Source organism: Halorubrum tebenquichense DSM 14210 (assembly GCF_000337415.1).
Taxonomy (GTDB): domain Archaea; phylum Halobacteriota; class Halobacteria; order Halobacteriales; family Haloferacaceae; genus Halorubrum; species Halorubrum tebenquichense.
The window spans coordinates 73,949-92,526 of sequence record NZ_AOJD01000038.1 but is presented as its reverse complement, the minus strand read 5'-3'; the positions used below and the strand labels follow the sequence as shown (position 1 = coordinate 92,526).

The following is an 18,578-nucleotide window of genomic DNA, read 5'->3' as shown; positions in this document are numbered from 1 at the left end:
GCGGGGCGGGACTCGAAGGGGCAGCCGCGAGAACGAACCTCGGTGACGCAAGCACCACAGGAGCACGGAGTGAGCGACGAGGAGCACGGCGAGCCGCGGGAGTTCTCGCGGCTGGGGCTTCGGCGGTGTTCGCGTTGAGCAGTGACGTACGGATCCCGTTTCCCCGACCGACTACGTCCCCGACGACGACCTACAACGCAATCGTCGCCGCGACCTCGCGGAACTCGGGGTCCCACACGTCGAGCGCGTGGACGCGCCACCGGATCGGCTCGAACGCGGCGTCCGCCAGCCCCGCGACCGCCCCCGGCTCGGGGTTCCCGCCCCGCGCCAGCGTGACGTGCGGGACGTAGTCGTCGCCCTCGATCCCCTCGACGGCTCCGAACGCGGCGCAGAGCCGCCGGTGAAGCCGCACGAGCCCCTCGCTCTCGACCGCGAGATACACCACCGGGCGCGACCCGGACGCGGGCGCGTCGAAGACGCCGACGCCGGTTATGGCGACCTCGAACGGGTCGACCACCCTGAGAGGGCGGCTCAGCCGCCCGCGAAGGCGGTCGAGGGCGTCCTCCCTCGCCGGCGTCTCGTCGGCGTCTCCCTCCGCGTCGCGCACGTCGCCGACGCCGAACCGCTTACAGACCAGAGTGTGCCGCTCGCGCACCCGATCGAACCCCTCCAGTTTCGGGTGGAGATCGCCCGCGAGGCGGTCGACAGCCGGAGAGAGCGGGACGTTGAGGCTGAACACGTCGCGGGCCGGTTCAGATCCGATCGGCGAGGCGTAAGGCGATCACGACGACGAGCGCGACCCCGATCAGCGTCGGGATCGCGTCGAACAGCCAGAACGCGATGTCGAGGACGCCCTCGACGATCTCCACGAGAAGCCATACCACGACGAGGAGCAGAACGAGTTTCAGCAGGTCGTCGGTGTCGATCTCGGCGCGGTTCATGCCGTACTCGGGGCGGGGCAGCGACAAAAATCCGTGGGTGACGCGAGCGCGTCCGTCAGGCGATCTTCTCGTACTGCTCGGAGAGCTTCTCCGCGGCCTCGTCGAGCAGGTCGGACTCGTACTCGTCGAGGTCCCACTCGACGACCTCCTCGACGCCGTCAGACCCGAGCTTCGCGGGCACGCCGAGCGCGGTGTCCTCGTAGCCGAACTCGCCGTCGAGGACGACCGAGCAGGGCAGCACCTCGCCGGTGTCGTTCAGGACGGCCTCGACCGTGTGGGCGACGCCGGTGGCGGGACCCCACTGCGTGGCCCCCTTCCGGCTGATCACGTCCATCGCGGACTCCTGGAGGTCCGCGAGGATCTCCTCCTTCTCGTCGGCGTCGAACGACGGGTCGCGGCCGTTCACGCGCACCTTCGAGAAGACGGGTGCCTGCGCGTCGCCGTGCTCGCCGAGGATCGTCGCCTCGACGTTCTTGACCGGGGCGTCGAACCGCTGGGAGAGGACGTAGCGGAAGCGCGCGGAGTCGAGCCGCCCGCCGAAGCCGATCACCTTGTGCCGGTCGCGGTCGCCCGCCTCGTACAGGTGGCGGTTGAGGAGGTCGACCGGGTTGGAGGTGGTGACGGTGACGAAGTCGTCGTTGTGCTCGGCGATGGAGGAGCCGATGTCCGCCATGATCGGCGCGTTGTCGCCGGCCAGATCGATCCGCGTCTGGCCCTCCTTGCGCGGGATGCCGGCCGTGATCACGACGACGTCGGAGCCGGCGGTGTCCGCGTAGTCGCCCTGCCGGACGGTCGTGTTCGAGTCGTAGGCGACGCCGTGGTTCGCGTCGGCGGCCTGTCCGATCGTCGTCTCGCGCTGGTCCGGGATGTCGACGAAGACGAGTTCGTCGACCACGTCGCGTAACGCGAGGTTGTAGCCCGCCGCGGCTCCGACGGTCCCCGCCGCACCGATAACGCTTACCTTTGTCATACCGTCTGAAATCGGGTCCGGCCGGCGAGTAAACGTTTCGGAACGACCCGATCGACCGTGCGGGTCTCGGCCGTCGGTCGCGGCCGCCCGTCGCGAAACGCCTAACTCCGGCGGCGACGCAGGGGGTCGTAGTGCCGACGTTCCGCTACCCGTGTCCCGGCTGTCGGACGACGAACAGCCTCCACGACGCCGACTGCGAGTTCGAGGGCGTGAGCTGGCCGACCGTCGAGAAGGCGTACACGGACCTGCTGTCGGTGCTGTCCGCCGAGCCGGACGGCCTCTCCGAGGCGGCGCTGCGGGACGCGATTCCGGCCGACTGGGGCGGCCTCCACAAGGCGGCGCTCGGCGCGCTCCGGCGCGACCAGCGCGTCGTCGAGGACGGCGACGACCTCCGGCTGCTCACCGCCGCGGAGTTCAAGGAGCTGGTCTCCGAGCCGACCCGCGAGCCGATGCGGACGGTGTACGAACACGGCTCCGTCCCGGGCTGTCACGACAACGCCGTCTTCGCGATGGTGGCGTGGTACGAGATGGTCGGCCTCTCGTGGCCGGAGACCCGCGAGAACGTGATCGAGTGGCTCCGCGAGTCGGGCGCGTGGGACCGCGGCGGCTTCGAGGAGTCGACGCCCGAGGAACTGGTCGACGCCAAGCGCCACGTGTACGACGAGGGATACGGCTGGAAGGAGAAGGGACAGTCGGCGAAGCGCGTGATCGAGCGACACCTGTAGTCCCGTTCTCGTCGCTCGCGACTCCCCCCGCAACCCTCCCCGCAGCACAGTCTTTTAACCCCGCACGCGGCGTCTCGCCACCGTGACACATCCGGAGGCGGGCGCGGCGTCGACCGACGCCGATCTCGGCGGTGTCGACGACCAGACTGGCCCCGGCGACGACTCCCCCCGATCCCCGGCCGTCGCCAACCCGCGGCGCGCGCTCGCGGTCGTGATCGGCGTCGTGTTCATCGACCTCGTCGGCTTCGGGATCGTGATCCCGATACTGCCCTTCTACGTGCGGTCGTTCGAAGTCAGCGACGCCTTCATCGGGCTGCTCGCGGCGTCGTACTCGCTCGCGCAGTTCCTCGCGGCCCCCACGCTCGGCCGGCTCTCCGACCGGATCGGCCGCCGGCCCGTCCTGCTCGCGTCGCTCGCCGCGGCCGGCGTCGCTTGGGTAACGTTCGGCTACGCCGGGGCCGCGGGGGCGCGGTTCGGTCCCGTCGCGGCGCTGGCGACGCTGTTCGCCTCCCGGACGCTCGCGGGCGCGATGGGCGGCAACGTCGCCGCCGCGCAGGCGTACGTCGCCGACATCACGCCACGGGACCGGCGGGCGGGCGCGCTCGGGCTCATCGGCGCTGCGTTCGGACTCGGCTTCGTCTTCGGCCCGGCGATCGGCGGGCTGCTCGCCGCCGATCCGGTCGTCGCCCGCGCCGACGCGCTCCTCCCGGCGTTCGTCCCGGCGACGGCGTACTCGCTGCCGAGCTTCGCGGCGGCCGGCATGAGCTTCCTCGCGGTCGCCGTCGGGTTCGCGTTCCTCGACGAGCCGGCCCGGACCCGACCCGCCGGCGCGGTCGACGGGCGGTCGGCGACGGTGGTCGGCCAGTTCCGCGCCGCGCTCGCCTCCGCGACGCTCCGGCCGCTGACGGTCGCGTACTTCGTCGTCGCCGTCGCGTTCGCGGGCGTTCAGGTGATGTTCATCCCGTACGTCGCGGACGCGTTCGGCTACGACGCGACCGCGGCGGCGTTCCTGCTCACGTACGTCGGCGTCCTCGGCGCGGTGAACCAGGGCGTCCTCGTCGGCCGGCTCTCGCGGGTCGTCCCCTCGCGGACGCTCGTCGCCGTCGGGTCGGTCGTCCTCGCGGTCGCGCTCGCCGCCATCCCGGCGTCCGGCTCCGTCGACCGGGCGACCGGCGACCTCGCCGTCGGCGGCCCGGCGTGGCTCACGCTCCCGCTGATCGCGCTGCTCGCCGCGCTCGCGGCGCTCTCGCTCGGGAACGCGCTCGTGAACGTCTCGCTGGCGACGCTCGTCTCGGCGTCGGCCGACGACGCGGCGCAGGGCGCGGCGTTCGGCGTGACGCAGGGGGCGTCGAGCCTCGGGCGGACGGTCGGCCCGCCGCTGATGGCCGTCCTCTACACCGTCGCCGTCGCGTCGCCGTTCCTCGTGGGCGCGCTCCTCCTCGTGCCCGTGGCCGCGGCGTTCGGCCGCCGAACCGGGTGACGGACCGGCCGACCGGACGGGAACGGGCGACCCGTCGCCGCACGACAGTTTTACGCCCGCGCTCTCCGTCGTACGCGACACATGGCCCTCGACCTCGTCCCCGCGTGGCCGGCGGTCGGTTCGCTCGCGGGCGGGGCGGGGGCGCTGGCGCTGGCGTGGGCGATCCGCGAACACCGCGGTCGCCCGGGCGTCGACTGGTTCCTCGGCGTGTTCGCCGCGCAGGCGACGTGGTGTTGCTCCTACGGGGTCGGACTGCTCGTCGCGGACCCGACGGTCCGCGCCGCGCTGGAGGCGACGATGTGGCTCGGCGTGATCTGGGCCGGGATCGCGTTCCTCGGCTTCGCCTTAGAGTACACGGGGCGGAGCGACGTCGTCCGCAGCCGCCTGTTCGCGGGGATCGTCGGGTTCGGGCTCCTCTCGTCCGCGCTCGTCGCCACGAACTCCCTCCACGGTGCCTTCTGGACCGAATTCGCTCGGGACCCCGCCTTCGGGGTCGAGACCGTCTCGTACGCGTTCGGCCCGTGGGCGTACCTCACCGTCGCCGTCGAGACCGTCCTCGTCGCCAGCGCGGTCTTCCTCCTCGTCGACACGCTGCTCAGCTACGGCCCGCTGTACCGCCGGGAGAGCGCGGCGGTCGCGCTCAGCTCGCTGCCGCCCGGCTTCGCGCTGGTCGCGTGGACGCTGGAGCTCGGCCCGGTCCCGCAGCTCCAGCTCGCCCCGCTGATGTTCGTCCCGCACATGGTCCTCGACGCCTACGCGTTCGACCGCGCGGAGATGTTCGACCGGAACCCGACGACCAGCCGCGCCGCCGAGCGCACGGCGATAGACGACCTCCGGGACCCGATCGTCGCGCTCGCGCTCGACCGCCGCGTCGTCCGGCTCAACCCCGCCGCCGAGGCGGTCTTAGGCGTCGACGCCGAGACCGCCCGCGACCGCCCGCTCGCCGACTTCCTCGAACTCCCGGTCTCGGTCGGCGACGCGACCGACTCGGGCGGGGGCGAGCCGGGCGTAGGCGAGCCGGAGGGCGGCGAGTCCGGCGTCGACGAGGACGCGGGCGGCGGCTCCCGCGAGACGGTCCGGATCGACGCCGCTTCCGGCACCGGGAAACGCACCTACGCCGTGTCGGTTTCCCGACTGACCGACCCCAACGGGACGCACGTCGGGTACACGGTCGTCCTCTCGGACGTCACCGAGCGCGAGCGCCGCCGCCAGCAGTTGGAGGTGCTCAACCGGATCCTCCGTCACAACCTCCGGAACGACGCCGGGGTCGTCCACGGCTACGGCGAGATCCTCCGCGACCGCCTCGAGGACCCGGAACTGGTGCGGATGGCCGACGCCATCGAGCGCCGCGCGGGCGCGCTGGCCGCCCTCGGCGAGAAGGCCGGCACGGTCGAGCGCCTCCTCGCCGACAGCGACCCCGAACCGACGGACCTCCGCGACCTCCTGCGCTCGGTCGTCGCGGACGCCCGCGAGCGCGACGGCGACGCGACCGTCGAACTCGACCTCGACGACGTCGACCGCGACGACGCTGACGCCGATGCCGATGGAGACTGGACCACGCGCGTCAGGCCCGACGCGCTCCGCGCGGTCGTCGAGAACACGATCGAGAACGCCGTCGACCACCACGACGGCGAGGGGGTCGAACGCGACGACGGCGGGGCGTGGGTCAGGGCGTCGCTCCGTCGGGAAGCGGCCGACGGCGACGAGGGGGGCGACGCCCGGTTCGTCCTCACCGTCGAGGACGACGGGCCCGGCATCCCGGACCACGAGGTCGAGGCGGTCGAGTCCGGGCGCGAGACCGCCCTCGAACACGGCTCGGGGCTGGGGCTGTGGGTCGTCGCGTGGGGGGCCGCCGCCGTCGGGGCCGACGTCGAGTACGCCGACCGGGAGCCGCGGGGGACGCGCGTGACGGTGTCGATCCCGGTGGTCGCGGCCGAGTGAAGCGAGAAGAACGGAAGTCTGCCGAAAGCCTCGAAAACTACCGTCTCAGTCGCTCTGAATGCGCGGAGCGAGCATGAACGTCACGTGCCCGAGCCCCTCGGCGAACCCGTAGTGGAGCTTGACGGGGAACTCCTCGCCGAGTTCGACGGTGACCTCGGCGTCCGAGGGGATCGCCTTGTTCATGTCCTTGAGGTAATCGAGGCTGAACAGGGAGTCCGCGGCCCCGGCGGTGAGCGCGATGAGGTCCTCGCGGTCGAGCTTGAGGTTGACGTCGTCGGTGTCGCCCTCGGCCTCGATGAAGAACGCCTCGTCGGCCTCGTCGACGCGGAGGCGGATGTGGTCCGAGACCATGTCGGCGGCCTTGATACCGCGGTCGAGCTGCGCGCCCTCGACGACGATCTCGGAGGCGAGATCGAGGTCCGGGATGTCCGGCTCCTGCCGGATCGAGTCGGGGTCGATGAGCGCGAGGGTGTAGCTCAGGCCGTCGATCTCGATGTGTAGCTTGCGGGTCTCCTCGTCGAGTTCGAGGTGGATCAGGTCGCCCGAGTTGGCCATCCCGGCGATGTCCTCCAGCCGGGCGAGGTTGACGCCGATGACGCCGCCGTCGGCCTCGTAGGACTCGAAGGCGGCCGCTTCGAGGGTGAGGTCGACCATGCCGACGTTGGCGGGGTCGACGGCGCGGATGGAGAGCTCCTCCTCGTTTAAGCGGATCTTACACTCGTCGACCAACACGCTCACCGAGTCGAGCGCGTCCTGAAACGTCGACGCGCCCACGATGGCCTTGAACATATACGTTCAGCTTGGGCGGTATCCCCTAAAAAGACACCCGATCGGGTCGGCACGGAAACGCTCAAAGCGACCGGATGAGGCGGCCGACGACGACCGCGAGCGTCGCGACGGTTCGCCACAGCCGGAGCCGTTCGAGCCGGTATTCGAGCGGCTCCGACTCCTCCTCGTCGCCGTCGCCGTTACCGTTCGCGTCGCCGCCGCCGCCCGCCGGCTCGGACTCGCGGTCATCGACCTCGCCGTCCTCGCTCGAACCGGGCGGCGGATCGGTAACCCGATCCGGGACGGCCTCTGATTCGCGGGCCGGCCGCTCCGCGTCTGGTCGCCGGTCGTTCGGGTCTCGCTCCGTCGGATCCCCGTCGCTTGACCGTCTGGCGTTCGGATCGGCCTCGCTTCGATCCCCCTCGCTCGTCGCTGATTCGGCGTCATTGCCACTCGGCGTCGGCAGCGGGTCGTCGATCATGAGTCGCTCCCGGCCGGGACTCCGGCCGCACGCGACGGTACGGGATTAATTCATAAATAAACGAGCCGAACGCAAAGTGAAACTGAAACTCTCGGCGGTCGGGTCGTCGGTCCGGCGACGCCGCTCGTCCGGCCGTCGGTTCGGGGTCAGATCAGCGGTTCGACGAGGTCGCGCCCCGCGTCGAGCAGGTCGTCGACGGCCGCCTCGGAGTCGGCCTCCGCGTACACCCGCAGCTTCGGCTCGGTGCCGGAGGGACGGACGAGCAGCCACGAGCCGTTCTCCAGGAGGAGCTTGAACCCGTCGAGGGTGACGACCTTCGCGACGGGGGAGCCGCGGACCGACTCCGGGATGTGGTCCTCCAGTTCGTCGAGGACGCCCGCCTTCCGGTCGTCCGGGCAGTCGAGCGACACCTTCCCGGCCGCGATGCGGCCGTGCTCGTCGAGCAGGCGGTCGACGCGGGCGTCGAACGGCTCCGCGGCGTGGGTCGCGGCCGCGAGCAGCGCCATCAACACGCCGTCCTTCTCGCGGACGTGCCCGCGGACGGTGAACCCGCCCGACTCCTCGCCGCCGAACAGCGCGTCGCGCTCGCCCATCGCCTCGGCGACCCACTTGAAGCCGACCGGGGTCTCGTACACTTCCTCGCCGTGCGCCTCCGCGATGCGGTCGACGAGGAACGTCGTCGAGACCGTTCTGACGGCGGGGCCGGCGTCGGTCTCCAGCAGCCGGTCGTAGCAGGCGGCGTAGAAGCGGTTCGCGTCGAGGACGCCGCGCTCGGGCGTGACGACCGCGATCCGGTCGGCGTCGCCGTCGTTGGCGACGCCGAGGTCCGCGTCGCTGTCGGGGTCCGTGACGCGCTCGGCGAGCGCCTCGAGGTGTTCGGCCGACGGCTCGGGCGAGTCGCCGCCGAAGGTCACGTCGCGGTCGCAGCGCAGGCGGACGACCTCCGCGCCGGCGGATTCGAGCAGCGCGTCGGTGACGCCGCGCCCGCTCCCGTGCATCGCGTCGTACGCGACGGTGAGTCCGTCGAGGTCGACCGCGCCGCCCTCGTCGCCCCCGAGGGCCGTCCCGACCACCTCGCGGGCCGCGTCGGCGTGGTCGCTCACGAGGTCGACGCGCGACACCTCGCCGCGCTCGGTCTCGGGCAGCAGGTCGGGCTCCGCGAGGCGGGCTTCGATGTCCTCGGTGACCTCGGGCAGCGCCGGCGCGCCGTCGTCGGGGATGAACTTCACGCCGTTGTACTCGGGCGGGTTGTGCGAGGCGGTGATCATGCACGCGCCGGCCAGCCCGCGGTCGACGATGGCGTGGGCGATCACCGGCGTCGGCGCGTCGCGTTCGGGGAGGATCACGTCGAAGCCGTTGCCGGCGAGCACCTCGGCGAGGCTCTCCGCGAACCCCTCCGAGGTCTCCCGGGCGTCGTAGCCGACCGCCACGGGAGCGTCGTGACCCGCCGCCGCGAGGTGGTCGGCGACGGCCTGCCCGACGATCCGCACGCGATCGTCGGTGAAGGTGTCGAGCGTGGCCCGCCAGCCGTCCGTGCCGAAACTGATCTGGTCCATGTGTCCGTCGTTGACGGCGAGGCTCATAATGCCCGGTGTCGCGTCTACGAGGGTTTCGCGAGGGTCGTCGCGACCGCCTCCGAAATCCCGGTCGCTCGGTACTACGGAACCGACACTGTGACTGAGACCGCCGAAGCCCCAGCCGGGAGGCGCGACGCGCCTCTTGTAGTCGGCGGCCCTGCCGCCGGCGACGCCACCGCGGCGGTCATGGAAAACGGAGCGACGCGCTCGCCCCGTCGAACCGGTCCCGTTTTTGTCGCCTCGCTCCGAATCCGGCGTATGACACGGATCGCCGCCATCTCCGGCAGCCGGCGGGCGGAGAGCACGACGCGGGCCGCGCTGTCGGTCGCGCTCGACGCCGCGGCCGACGCGGGCGCGGAGACGGACCTGATCGACCTCGGGGCGGTCGACCTCCCGCTGTACCACCCGGACGAGGACGCGCAGGGCGACAGCGAGGCCCTGAAGCGTCGCGTCCGCGAGGCCGACGGCGTCCTCGCGGGGACCCCCGTCTACCGCGGCTCCTACTCGTCGACGTTCAAGAACTTCCACGACTTCTGCGGCTCCGACGAGTACGCGAACACCGCGGTGGGGCTGCTCGCGACCGCCGGCGGCGGCTCGTACGGCGGCACGCTCGAACACCTCCGGTCGACGTTCCGGAACGTCCACGCGTGGACGGTCCCCCACGAGGTCGGAATCCAGGGGGCCTCCTCGGTCGTCGAGACGGGCGGAACCGGAGCCGGGAGCGATCCGGCGGGCGGGGCGCGGATTACGGACGACGACATCCGCCGGCGCACCGAGCGGCTGGGCCGCGTCGTCGTCGAACACGCGGAGCGGCTTCGGGAGTGACCGTCCGCGCGCGACTCCGGTCGCGACCCCCGTCCGTCGCTCCGCGACCCGCCGGGCTTTTGCCCGGCTCGCGTCTACGACGCCCATGACCGAACCGGGTGACGACGACCGTGTCCGCTAACCGGAAGGGGGACCGCCGGGAGCGCGAGCTGGTGAACGCCTTGGACGAGGCGGGCTTCGCCGTGATGCGCGCGCCGGCCAGCGGCTCCGCCACCGAGCGCGAGCTGCCGGACGTCCTCGCGGGCGACGGCGAGACGTTCTACGCCATCGAGGCGAAGTCGAGCGCGGGCGACCCCATCTATCTCACCGGCGAGGAGGTGGAGGCGCTGCTCTTCTTCGCGCGCAACTTCGGCGCGAAGGCCCGGATCGCGGTGCGGTTCGACCGCGAGGACTGGTACTTCTTCCACCCGGGCGACCTCTACACCACCGACGCCGGCTCGTACCGCGTCAAGAAGGAGACGGCGCTCGCGGAGGGGACCGACTTCCCCGAGTTCGTCGGCGAGACGGAGAAGGTGACCCTCGGCGAGGTCGGCGACGACGGCGACGACGCGGACGCGACCGACCCGGAGGCCGAGGAGCGTCGGACGGTACTGGAGGCGGTCCGCGACGGCCACATGCCCGTCGAGGACGCGATGGACGTGTTATGACCCCCTCGCTTATCCCTCGCGGCGTCGAACTCGGTGACGAATGAGCGAGGACTTCGGCCTGCTCGAACCCGCGGACCAGCCCGGCGACGAGTGGGAGCAGCTCGACGTCTCCGACACCGAGGCCGACCGGATCGCCCGGCGGCAGGACCGCGAGTTCGACGAGTTCCGCAAGCGGATCAAAGACACCGAGCAGTTCAAACTGCAGGAGTCGGTGTTCGACGACGCCACGCTGGCGGCGGTGTACAAGCTCGTCCAGGACGGCTACGTCGACGCCTTCGGCGGCCCCGTCTCGACGGGCAAGGAGGCGAGCGTCTTCGAGGCGCTCGGCGGGCAGGCGGGCGAGCGCCCGGAGCCGGGGTCGGAAGCGGCCGGCGGCGGTCCGGAGGGCGTCACGCCCGAGCGCGAGGTCGCGGTGAAGGTGTACCGGATCAACTCCTCGAACTTCCGGCAGATGCGCGAGTACCTCGAGGGGGACCCGCGGTTCGAGGGGATCGCGAGCGACAAGAAGGCGGTCGTGCTGGCGTGGACGCGCAAGGAGTTCGCGAACCTCGAACGCGCCCGCAAGGCCGGTGTCCGGGTTCCCGAACCCATCGCGGTCCAGCGGAACGTCCTCGTGATGGAGCTGGTCGGGCACGCCGAGGAGCGCGCCCGGCGGCTGAGCGAGGTCGACGTGGAGAACCCCGAGACCGCCTACGAGGTCGTCCGCGAGTACATGCGCCGGCTCTACGGCGCGGGGCTGATCCACGGCGACCTCTCGGAGTACAACATGATCATCCACGAGGGGGAGCTGGTGATAATCGATCTGGGGCAGGCCGTGACGGTCCATCACCCGAACGCCGGCGAGTTCCTCGCGCGCGACTGCGAGAACGTGGCGGCCTTCTTCACCCGACAGGGGATCGACGTCGACCCCGACGACCTCCGCGCGTACGTGACCGAGCCGGAGCCGGATCCGAGCGGGGAGCCGGACGAGGAGTCGAGCGCGGGAGCGGACGTGGAGTAATCCGGTCGACGCTCCGACGCGCCTCCCGGCTCAGCAGTCGCGGGCGTATATCGCGGTCGGATACGTCTCGCCGGCGACCTCGGTTTCGCCCGCCTCCGCCCGTTCGAACCCCCGCGCCTCGTAGAACCGGGCCCCGACGTCGTTGTCGGCGAGCGCTTCGAGTCGGACCCGCTCCACCCGGTCCGGGAGCGCGTCGAGGCCGCGGTCGAGCAGCGCCGAGCCGACCCCCTCTCCCCACCGGTCGGGGTGGACGTAGATCGCTTTCACCCCGGCCTCACCCTCGCCGACGAACGACTTCGTGTTGTCCGCGCCCCAGCGCACGTCGGCGAACCCCCTGACCGCGCCGTCGACGACGGCGACGAAGACGGCGCTGTCGTCGCCGTCGAGCCTGTCCGCCCACTCCTCGACGTCCTCGGAAGCCGGCTCGACCGTCATCTCGTCGAGCGCCGGATCGGGGAGGATCCCATCGTACGCCGCGCGCCACGAGCGGCCGTGCGCCCGGATCAGTTCCCGCAGGTCTTCGTCGGTCTCGGGAGGCCGGATCTCCACGGCCGGGGATCGGCGCGCGATGATAAAACGCTCCCGCGGGTGTGACAGCCGGTGTCGACGCCGCTGTCGCGGCCCCAGATCGCCGGCGAGAACCGTCACACCGGCACACACTCGCGTCCGGCGGAACACGCTTAAAAGGCTCCGCCGGGTACTCCGTGATATGCAACACGTGACGGTTCCGCAGGACCGGATCGGCGTCGTCATCGGCGCTGGTGGCGAGACGATGCGGGAGATCGAAGAGCGGGCGAACGTGCGGCTCGACATCGACTCGGAGTCGGGCAGCGTCGCCATCGAGGAGCGGGACGACCCGGTGGCCGCCATGGTGGCCCCGGACGTGATCAAGGCGATCGGGCGCGGTTTCAAGCCGGAGACGGCGCTGTCGATCCTCGACCACGACCTCCGGACGCTCGACCTGATCGATCTGTCCGAGCACACCCGCAACGACAACGACCTCCAGCGCAAGAAGGGCCGGATCATCGGCGAGAACGGCCGAACCCGCGAGCTGATGGAGGAGCTGTCGGGCGCGAACGTCGTCGTCTACGGCTCGACGGTCGGGGCCGTGGGCCAGCCCGAGGAGCTCGAGGTCGTTCGGCGGGCGGTCGGGATGCTGCTGGACGGGGCTCCCCACGGCGCGGTGTACTCGTACTTAGAGCGCATGTCGAACGAACTCGACGACGACGTGAGCTTCAACGCGCCCCAGTAAGGACCTAAAAACACGATACACTACTGCGTCGTATGTCTCTACAGCAGTACCGGAAACTCTCCGGGATTCTCTCCGTTATAGCCGGATTCGTTATTCTTGGTATCTCTTTGCTACAACCCAATCTCCGTACGATTCTTCTTGGATTATTCACTATTTTGATCGGCACGTTTGCCTGGCTCAACAGTTGAAACCTTATCAATCGATGAACGGTACGGGCACCACCGAAGCTTCAGTCGGGAGATGATACGCTGCTGCTCTCGTCACGACCGAGATCGCCGAAGCCCCAGCCGGGAGGCGGGCGCACGCTCGTTGCGCTCCTNCCCGCCAACGGTCGATCTGGAGTTCTATATAAAGGAGCGTGTGAACGTAACTCATGGCGGCCGATGTTCCCCCACCGTGTTGCGGTTTCGCACGCACCGAGCGAAACGTTTATATAGAATCACAAACAATCAATGGTTGTAATGTCACAGCGCCAGCGGATGGGCAATCAGCCCATGATCGTACTTTCCGAAGAGTCGCAGCGTACCTCCGGAAAGGACGCGCAGAACATGAACATCACGGCCGGCAAGGCGGTCGCGGAGTCCGTCCGCACCACGCTCGGCCCGAAAGGGATGGACAAGATGCTCGTCGACTCCGGCGGGTCCGTCGTCGTCACGAACGACGGCGTCACCATCCTGAAGGAGATGGACATCGACCACCCGGCGGCCAACATGATCGTCGAGGTCTCCGAGACGCAGGAGGAGGAGGTCGGCGACGGCACCACCTCCGCGGTCGTGGTCGCCGGTGAGCTCCTCGATCAGGCCGAGGAGCTCCTCGATCAGGACATCCACGCGACGACCCTCGCGCAGGGGTACCGTCAGGCCGCCGAGAAGGCCAAGGAGATCCTCGACGAGGAGGCCATCGACGTCTCCGCGGACGACTACGACACGCTCGTCGAGATCGCCGAGACGGCGATGACGGGCAAGGGCGCGGAGAACTCCAAGGACCTCCTCGCCGAGCTCGTCGTCGACGCCGTCCTCGCTGTTCAGGACGACGACGGCATCGACACGGAGAACGTCTCCGTCGAGAAGGTCGTCGGCAGCTCCATCGACGAGTCCGAGCTCGTCGAGGGCGTCATCGTCGACAAGGAGCGCGTCGACGAGAACATGCCCTTCGCCGTCGAGGACGCCGACGTGGCGCTGTTCGACGGAGCCATCGAGGTCAAGGAGACGGAGATCGACGCCGAGGTCAACGTCACCGACCCCGACCAGCTCCAGCAGTTCCTCGACCAGGAGGAAGAGCAGCTCCGCGAGATGGTCGACCACCTCGTCGACATCGGCGCTGACGTCGTCTTCGTGGGCGACGGCATCGACGACATGGCCCAGCACTACCTCGCGCAGGAGGGCATCCTCGCCGTCCGCCGCGCGAAGTCCGACGACCTCAAGCGCCTCGCCCGCGCGACCGGCGGCCGCGTCGTCTCCAACCTCGACGACATCGAGTCCGACGACCTCGGCTTCGCCGGCTCCGTCGCCCAGAAGGACATCGGCGGCGACGAGCGCATCTTCGTCGAGGACGTCGAAGAGGCGAAGTCCGTCACGCTCATCCTCCGCGGCGGCACCGAACACGTCGTCGACGAGGTCGAGCGCGCCATCGACGACTCGCTCGGCGTCGTCCGCACGACGCTGCTCGACGGGCAGGTCCTGCCCGGCGGCGGCGCGCCCGAGGCCGAGCTGGCGCTGCAGCTCCGCGACTTCGCCGACTCCGTCGGCGGCCGCGAGCAGCTCGCCGTCGAGGCGTTCGCCGACGCCTTAGAAGTCGTCCCGCGCACCCTCGCCGAGAACGCGGGTCTCGACCCCATCGACTCGCTGGTCGACCTCCGCTCCCGCCACGACGGCGGCGAGTTCGGAGCCGGTCTCGACGCCTACACGGGCGACGTGATCGACATGGAGGCCGAGGGCGTCGTGGAGCCGCTCCGCGTCAAGACCCAGGCCATCGAGTCCGCCACCGAGGCGGCCGTCATGATCCTCCGCATCGACGACGTCATCGCGGCCGGCGACCTCAAGGGCGGCGGCACCGACGACGGCGGCGACGAGGGCGGCCCCGGCGGCGCGCCCGGCGGCATGGGCGGCGGCATGGGCGGCATGGGCGGCATGGGCGGCGCGATGTAAGCGAGGTTCTGAAAGAACCTCGATACCGAGCGGGGAGCGAGCGAGGTCGACCGCAGGGAGACCTCGAAGCGAACGGGGCGACGCGCCCCGTGAGCCCACGCGACCCGCGAGGTGTGAAGTTCGGCGAGAACTCACACGCCCCCTGACCCGACCGCAGCCGTTTCACCGAACCGCCTCACGACCGACCGTCGCGCGCCCCTTCGGGCCACGACGACACGCGATTTTTATCGACGACCGACCCGGCGACCGGAGAGCCGTCGGCTCGTCGTTCGTCCGCGTCTCCGGAATCCCCGATCGAGGACCACGCTACCACCACTCACATTCGGTTCGCGCGACAGGAGGGTAACACCCGCGTAACCACCGGACGGCGGTGTCCGCGAGCGGTTAAGTGACTCCCGACCCTTCGATCCGTAGACGAGGTTCTCACGTTCACAATGTCACAGCAGAAGGCGGACTACGCAGACGACGCGGAGATCGACGCGGAACTGGACGAGGTCCCGGACGCGGAGACGGTCGAGGAGGCCGTCGCCAACCTGGAGGAGCGCGGCTTCGACGTGATCGTCGTCGACGACGCCGACGAGGCGCTGGAGACGGTGAAGTCCCAGATCCCCGACGGCGTCTCCGTGATGAACGGACATTCCACGACGCTCGAAGAGATCGGGTTCGACGACTTCCTCGGCGAGGGCGACCACGACTGGGAGAGCCTCCCGGACCAGATCTGGGGCATCGACGACGACGCCGAGCGACAGACCGCGCGCCGCGAGTCGCAGACGGCCGACTACTTCCTCGGCGGGATCAACGCGATCGCGCAGACGGGCGAGCTCGTCGCCGCCGACCTCTCCGGCAGTCGGATCGGCGCGTACCCGTTCGCCGCGGGCAACGTCGTCATCGTCAGCGGGATCAACAAGATCGTCCCGACGCTCTCGGACGCGTTCGACCGCCTCGAATCGGTCGCGTATCCGCTGGAGAACGAGCGCGCGCAGGAGGCGTACGGCGTCGAGTCCGCCATCGCCAAACAGCTCGTCTACCGACGCGAGACCGAGGAGGGCCGCACGACGCTCGTCCTCGTGCGCGAGCAGCTCGGCTACTGACTCGGCCGACGGCTCGTCCCCCCGACGGCGACACGCTTTCTCCCCCCGGTTTCGACGCTCGTGAGCCGCAGCACCGCCGCGACGCCGAGACTATGGTCGCCGCGACGCCGGATCGCGAGACCGCAACCCGTTTTCGGCCCCTCCGAGAACCGGCGCGTAGGTCCCACTATGACGCCTCAGTCGACGACCCTTCCGACGGACGCGTGTACCCTCCCCGACGGACGCACCCTCTCGTACGCGACCGGCGGCGACCCCGACGGCTTCCCGGTCGTCGTCCACCACGGAACCCCGGGGTCGCGGCTGTTCGGGGCGCTGCTCTCGGCACCCGCGACCGAGGCCGGCGTGCGCCTCCTCGTTCCCGACCGGCCGGGCTACGGTCGCTCCTCGCCGCCCCCGAGCGAGCGGTCGCCGTCGGACTGGGCGGGCGACGCCGCCGCGCTCCTCGACGCGGAGTCGGTCGACCGGGCCGGCGCGCTCGGCTTCTCGGGCGGCGGCCCGTTCGCGCTCGCGGCCGCGACCGACGACCGCGTGACCCGAACCGCCCTGATCAGCACCGTCGTCCCCCCGGCCGACAACGCCCTCGCGACGCTCGCGTCGGTCCCGTTCGCGCTGCGGGCGGTCTTCCGCCTCTCGAAGGCGTTCGCGTCGGTCTCGGGGCCCGACGCGGTCGTCTCGCAGTACACGGACCGGTCCGTCCCCGACGCCGTCGCCGACGCGGTCGCGGCCGACTTCCACGAGGCCCTCGCCCCCGGCGCGCGCGCCGTCGAACGCGAGAACCGGTCGTTCGCCGACGGGACGTTCGACCTCGGCCCGTCCGACGCGGCCGTCCGCGCGTGGCACGGGACGGACGACGAGAACACGCCGCTCCCGCCGGTCCGATCGCTCGTCCGAGAGCGCGGCGGCACGCTGGAGCACGCCGCGACCGACCACCTCGGGACGCTGCTCGATCACCGGACTGCGGCGCTGGAGTGGCTCGCCGAGACGGCGTGACGGCGACGCGGTCCGCGGTTCGCGTCGCTCACCGTCTCGTTGTACGGGCCGGGAGGGATCCACGCGAGCGAAGCGAGCGTGGGTCAGTCGCACCTCTGGGTGCGACGGGATTCGAACCCCACTCGCACGGTCGCCTCGCTCCGCTCGGCGCTGCGTGCTCCCTGGTCCGAACCCTCCCTCAGCACAGTGCCGCCGCTCGCGGATTTGCTCGCGGCGGCATAAGCGGGCCGGGAGGGATTCGAACCCCCGACCGTCCGGTTAAAAGCCGGACGCTCTCCCTAACTGAGCTACCGGCCCAGACGGATCGAGGTAGGGTCAGCCGACGGATAAACGTTTAGAACCGCGGCAGGGGTCGCCCCCGCGACCCGAAACGGTTTCCCGGCCGCCGCCGTCGCCGGGGACGTGACGACCGACTTCGACATGCGCGCGTTCGCCGCCGACCTCTGTCGGTTCCGGTCGACCGCGGGCGAGGAGGCGGCCGCGGCCGACTTCGTCGAGCGCGCGCTCGACGACCTCGGGTTCGAGACGTACGGCTGGGACGCCGACCCCGCCGTCCTCGCCGACCACCCCTCCTTCCCCGACGACGTCGACGCGGCGGCGGTCGAGGGACGGCGGAGCGTCGCCGGCGTCCTCGAACTGGGCGAGGTCGACGCCGAGGACCCGGACGCAGCTCGCGAGGACGGCGAGGACGCCTCGACGCCCACGCTGGCGCTGAACGGCCACCTCGACGTCGTCCCCGCCGAGCCGGGCGAGTGGTCCAGCGACCCCTTCGAGCCGGCCTGGGACGACGCCGGCGGCGACGAGGGCGGCGCGACGCTCACCGCCCGCGGCGCGGCCGACATGAAGTCGGGGCTGGCGGCCTGCGTCGGTGCCGCCGCGGACCTCCGTGCCGCGGTCGCGAACGGCTCCGTCTCGCTCCCGCCGTCGGGGCTCCGGCTGGCGGTCGAGGCCGTCGCGGGCGAGGAGGACGGCGGCTACGGCGCGGCGACCGCCGCGCTCGCGAGCCCGTACCCGTTCGAGCGCGACGCGGCCATCGTCGCGGAGCCGACGGAGCTGTGCCCCGTCGTCGCCGCCGAGGGGTCGCTGATGGCGCGACTGGAGATCGACGGGCGGAGCGCCCACGCGGCCACGCGGTGGCGCGGCGAGGACGTTCTCCCCCGGTTCGAGGCCGTGCGAGAGGCGTTCGCCGATCTGGAGCGGGAGCGCTGCGAGTCGGTCTCCCATCGGCTGTACGGCGAGTCCCCGGTCCCGTGGCCCGTCGTCTGCGGGCGCGTCGAGGCGGGGTCGTGGGCGTCGACGGTCCCCGCGACGCTCTCCGCCGAGTTCCGGATCGGCGTCGCCCCGGGCGAGACCGTGGCCGAGGTCGAGTCGGCGTTCCGCGAGCGACTGGCGTCGGTGGTCGCGGACGACCCGTGGCTTCGCGACCACCCGCCGCGGTTCGAGCGGTTCTCCGTCCAGTTCGAGCCCGCGGAGATCGCGGTGGACGAACCGGTCGTCGAGGCGGTCCGCGCCGGCCTCGTCGCGGCGGGACTCCCCGACGTCGAGCCGCGGGGCGCGACGTACGGGGCCGACTCGCGGCACTTCGTCGCGGCCGGCGTCCCGGCGGTGCTGTTCGGTCCGGGGACCATCGACGAGGCGCACTACCCCGACGAGACGATCGCGTGGAGGGAAGTCGAGCGAGCGAGGGAGGCGATCGCCGCCGCCGCGGTGCGGTTCGCGACCGACCGCGCCGCCGGCTCATAA

18 protein-coding genes and 1 tRNA gene are annotated in these 18,578 nt (G+C 71.1%); 11 read left to right on the top strand and 8 right to left on the bottom strand.

Annotated features, from left to right (window positions below; genetic code table 11):
- Window positions 1-190 precede the first annotated feature (190 nt).
- The 3 genes from C472_RS07055 to mdh are packed head-to-tail and all read right to left on the bottom strand — an operon-like array spanning window position 191 to window position 1,911.
- On the bottom strand, window positions 191-739 hold the full coding sequence (locus C472_RS07055; protein ID WP_006629126.1) for a 2'-5' RNA ligase family protein: 549 nt from the start codon (window positions 737-739) through the stop codon (window positions 191-193).
- Between the two features lie 13 nt (window positions 740-752).
- Complete coding sequence (locus tag C472_RS07050; protein WP_006629125.1) at window positions 753-941, bottom strand: DUF7554 family protein; 189 nt, start codon at window positions 939-941, stop codon at window positions 753-755.
- A 55-nt stretch (window positions 942-996) separates the two neighbouring features.
- Window positions 997-1,911, bottom strand: a complete 915-nt coding sequence (gene mdh, locus C472_RS07045) for a malate dehydrogenase (protein ID WP_006629124.1) — start codon at window positions 1,909-1,911, stop codon at window positions 997-999.
- Between the two features lie 131 nt (window positions 1,912-2,042).
- On the opposite strand from mdh, the gene C472_RS07040 reads away from it, so the two are divergent.
- The 3 genes from C472_RS07040 to C472_RS07030 all read left to right on the top strand — a co-directional run bounded on the left by C472_RS07040 (window position 2,043) and on the right by C472_RS07030 (window position 6,057).
- Window positions 2,043-2,636: a DUF7474 family protein gene (locus C472_RS07040; RefSeq protein WP_006629123.1), complete on the top strand. Its 594-nt coding sequence runs from the start codon at window positions 2,043-2,045 to the stop codon at window positions 2,634-2,636.
- Window positions 2,637-2,718: 82 nt separating this feature from the next.
- Complete coding sequence (locus tag C472_RS07035) at window positions 2,719-4,116, top strand: MFS transporter (RefSeq protein WP_006629122.1); 1,398 nt, start codon at window positions 2,719-2,721, stop codon at window positions 4,114-4,116.
- Between the two features lie 81 nt (window positions 4,117-4,197).
- Window positions 4,198-6,057: a sensor histidine kinase gene (locus C472_RS07030; RefSeq protein WP_006629121.1), complete on the top strand. Its 1,860-nt coding sequence runs from the start codon at window positions 4,198-4,200 to the stop codon at window positions 6,055-6,057.
- A 45-nt stretch (window positions 6,058-6,102) separates the two neighbouring features.
- Here C472_RS07030 and C472_RS07025 read toward each other — a convergent pair whose 3' ends face one another.
- The 3 genes from C472_RS07025 to C472_RS07015 form a co-directional block, all read right to left on the bottom strand.
- Complete coding sequence (locus C472_RS07025) at window positions 6,103-6,846, bottom strand: DNA polymerase sliding clamp (protein WP_006629120.1); 744 nt, start codon at window positions 6,844-6,846, stop codon at window positions 6,103-6,105.
- 61 nt (window positions 6,847-6,907) lie between these two features.
- Entirely contained in the window at window positions 6,908-7,306 is a 399-nt protein-coding gene (locus tag C472_RS07020) for a hypothetical protein (protein WP_006629119.1), read from the bottom strand.
- 146 nt (window positions 7,307-7,452) lie between these two features.
- Window positions 7,453-8,862, bottom strand: coding sequence for a phosphoglucomutase/phosphomannomutase family protein (locus tag C472_RS07015; protein ID WP_006629118.1), 1,410 nt, complete (start codon window positions 8,860-8,862; stop codon window positions 7,453-7,455).
- A 279-nt stretch (window positions 8,863-9,141) separates the two neighbouring features.
- Between C472_RS07015 and C472_RS07010 the strand changes: the two genes are divergently transcribed.
- From C472_RS07010 to rio1, 3 genes are all read left to right on the top strand, one after another.
- On the top strand, window positions 9,142-9,708 hold the full coding sequence (locus C472_RS07010) for an NADPH-dependent FMN reductase (protein ID WP_006629117.1): 567 nt from the start codon (window positions 9,142-9,144) through the stop codon (window positions 9,706-9,708).
- 98 nt (window positions 9,709-9,806) lie between these two features.
- Complete coding sequence (gene hjc, locus C472_RS07005; protein WP_006629116.1) at window positions 9,807-10,355, top strand: Holliday junction resolvase Hjc; 549 nt, start codon at window positions 9,807-9,809, stop codon at window positions 10,353-10,355.
- Window positions 10,356-10,395: 40 nt separating this feature from the next.
- On the top strand, window positions 10,396-11,355 hold the full coding sequence (gene rio1, locus C472_RS07000; protein WP_006629115.1) for a serine/threonine-protein kinase Rio1: 960 nt from the start codon (window positions 10,396-10,398) through the stop codon (window positions 11,353-11,355).
- Between the two features lie 30 nt (window positions 11,356-11,385).
- On the opposite strand, the gene C472_RS06995 is transcribed toward rio1, so the two are convergent.
- Window positions 11,386-11,904, bottom strand: coding sequence for a GNAT family N-acetyltransferase (locus tag C472_RS06995; protein ID WP_006629114.1), 519 nt, complete (start codon window positions 11,902-11,904; stop codon window positions 11,386-11,388).
- 160 nt (window positions 11,905-12,064) lie between these two features.
- Here C472_RS06995 and C472_RS06990 point away from each other — a divergent pair, with 160 nt between their 5' ends.
- From C472_RS06990 to C472_RS06975, 4 genes are all read left to right on the top strand, one after another.
- Window positions 12,065-12,607, top strand: coding sequence for a KH domain-containing protein (locus C472_RS06990; RefSeq protein ID WP_006629113.1), 543 nt, complete (start codon window positions 12,065-12,067; stop codon window positions 12,605-12,607).
- 494 nt (window positions 12,608-13,101) lie between these two features.
- Window positions 13,102-14,754 carry a thermosome subunit alpha gene (thsA, locus tag C472_RS06985; RefSeq protein ID WP_006629112.1) on the top strand — a complete coding sequence of 551 codons (1,653 nt, stop codon included), beginning with the start codon at window positions 13,102-13,104 and terminating at the stop codon, window positions 14,752-14,754.
- Between the two features lie 434 nt (window positions 14,755-15,188).
- The gene (locus C472_RS06980) at window positions 15,189-15,845 is read left to right on the top strand and encodes a lactate utilization protein (RefSeq protein WP_006629111.1); all 657 of its coding nucleotides are present in this window, start codon (window positions 15,189-15,191) and stop codon (window positions 15,843-15,845) included.
- Between the two features lie 168 nt (window positions 15,846-16,013).
- Window positions 16,014-16,835, top strand: a complete 822-nt coding sequence (locus C472_RS06975; protein WP_006629110.1) for an alpha/beta fold hydrolase — start codon at window positions 16,014-16,016, stop codon at window positions 16,833-16,835.
- A 223-nt stretch (window positions 16,836-17,058) separates the two neighbouring features.
- Here the strand turns inward: C472_RS06975 and C472_RS06970 are convergent.
- Window positions 17,059-17,132, bottom strand: a tRNA-Lys gene (locus C472_RS06970).
- Between the two features lie 123 nt (window positions 17,133-17,255).
- Here C472_RS06970 and C472_RS06965 point away from each other — a divergent pair.
- Window positions 17,256-18,578 (top strand): M20/M25/M40 family metallo-hydrolase, encoded by a 1,323-nt coding sequence (locus C472_RS06965; RefSeq protein WP_049906414.1) that lies wholly within the window; start codon window positions 17,256-17,258, stop codon window positions 18,576-18,578.

Excerpts from the sequence above, each read along its gene's own strand:
- rio1 (WP_006629115.1), top strand. The coding sequence starts at position 10,396 with ATGAGCGAGGACTTCGGCCTGCTCGAACCCGCGGACCAGCCCGGCGAC.
- C472_RS07015 (WP_006629118.1), bottom strand. The coding sequence starts at position 8,862 with ATGGACCAGATCAGTTTCGGCACGGACGGCTGGCGGGCCACGCTCGAC.
- mdh (WP_006629124.1), bottom strand. The coding sequence starts at position 1,911 with ATGACAAAGGTAAGCGTTATCGGTGCGGCGGGGACCGTCGGAGCCGCG.
- C472_RS07030 (WP_006629121.1), top strand. The coding sequence starts at position 4,198 with ATGGCCCTCGACCTCGTCCCCGCGTGGCCGGCGGTCGGTTCGCTCGCG.
- C472_RS06965 (WP_049906414.1), top strand. The coding sequence starts at position 17,256 with ATGCGCGCGTTCGCCGCCGACCTCTGTCGGTTCCGGTCGACCGCGGGC.
- C472_RS07010 (WP_006629117.1), top strand. The coding sequence starts at position 9,142 with ATGACACGGATCGCCGCCATCTCCGGCAGCCGGCGGGCGGAGAGCACG.
- C472_RS07025 (WP_006629120.1), bottom strand. The coding sequence starts at position 6,846 with ATGTTCAAGGCCATCGTGGGCGCGTCGACGTTTCAGGACGCGCTCGAC.
- C472_RS07050 (WP_006629125.1), bottom strand. The coding sequence starts at position 941 with ATGAACCGCGCCGAGATCGACACCGACGACCTGCTGAAACTCGTTCTG.
- C472_RS07020 (WP_006629119.1), bottom strand. The coding sequence starts at position 7,306 with ATGATCGACGACCCGCTGCCGACGCCGAGTGGCAATGACGCCGAATCA.
- C472_RS06990 (WP_006629113.1), top strand. The coding sequence starts at position 12,065 with ATGCAACACGTGACGGTTCCGCAGGACCGGATCGGCGTCGTCATCGGC.
- C472_RS06975 (WP_006629110.1), top strand. The coding sequence starts at position 16,014 with ATGACGCCTCAGTCGACGACCCTTCCGACGGACGCGTGTACCCTCCCC.
- C472_RS06980 (WP_006629111.1), top strand. The coding sequence starts at position 15,189 with ATGTCACAGCAGAAGGCGGACTACGCAGACGACGCGGAGATCGACGCG.
- thsA (WP_006629112.1), top strand. The coding sequence starts at position 13,102 with ATGATCGTACTTTCCGAAGAGTCGCAGCGTACCTCCGGAAAGGACGCG.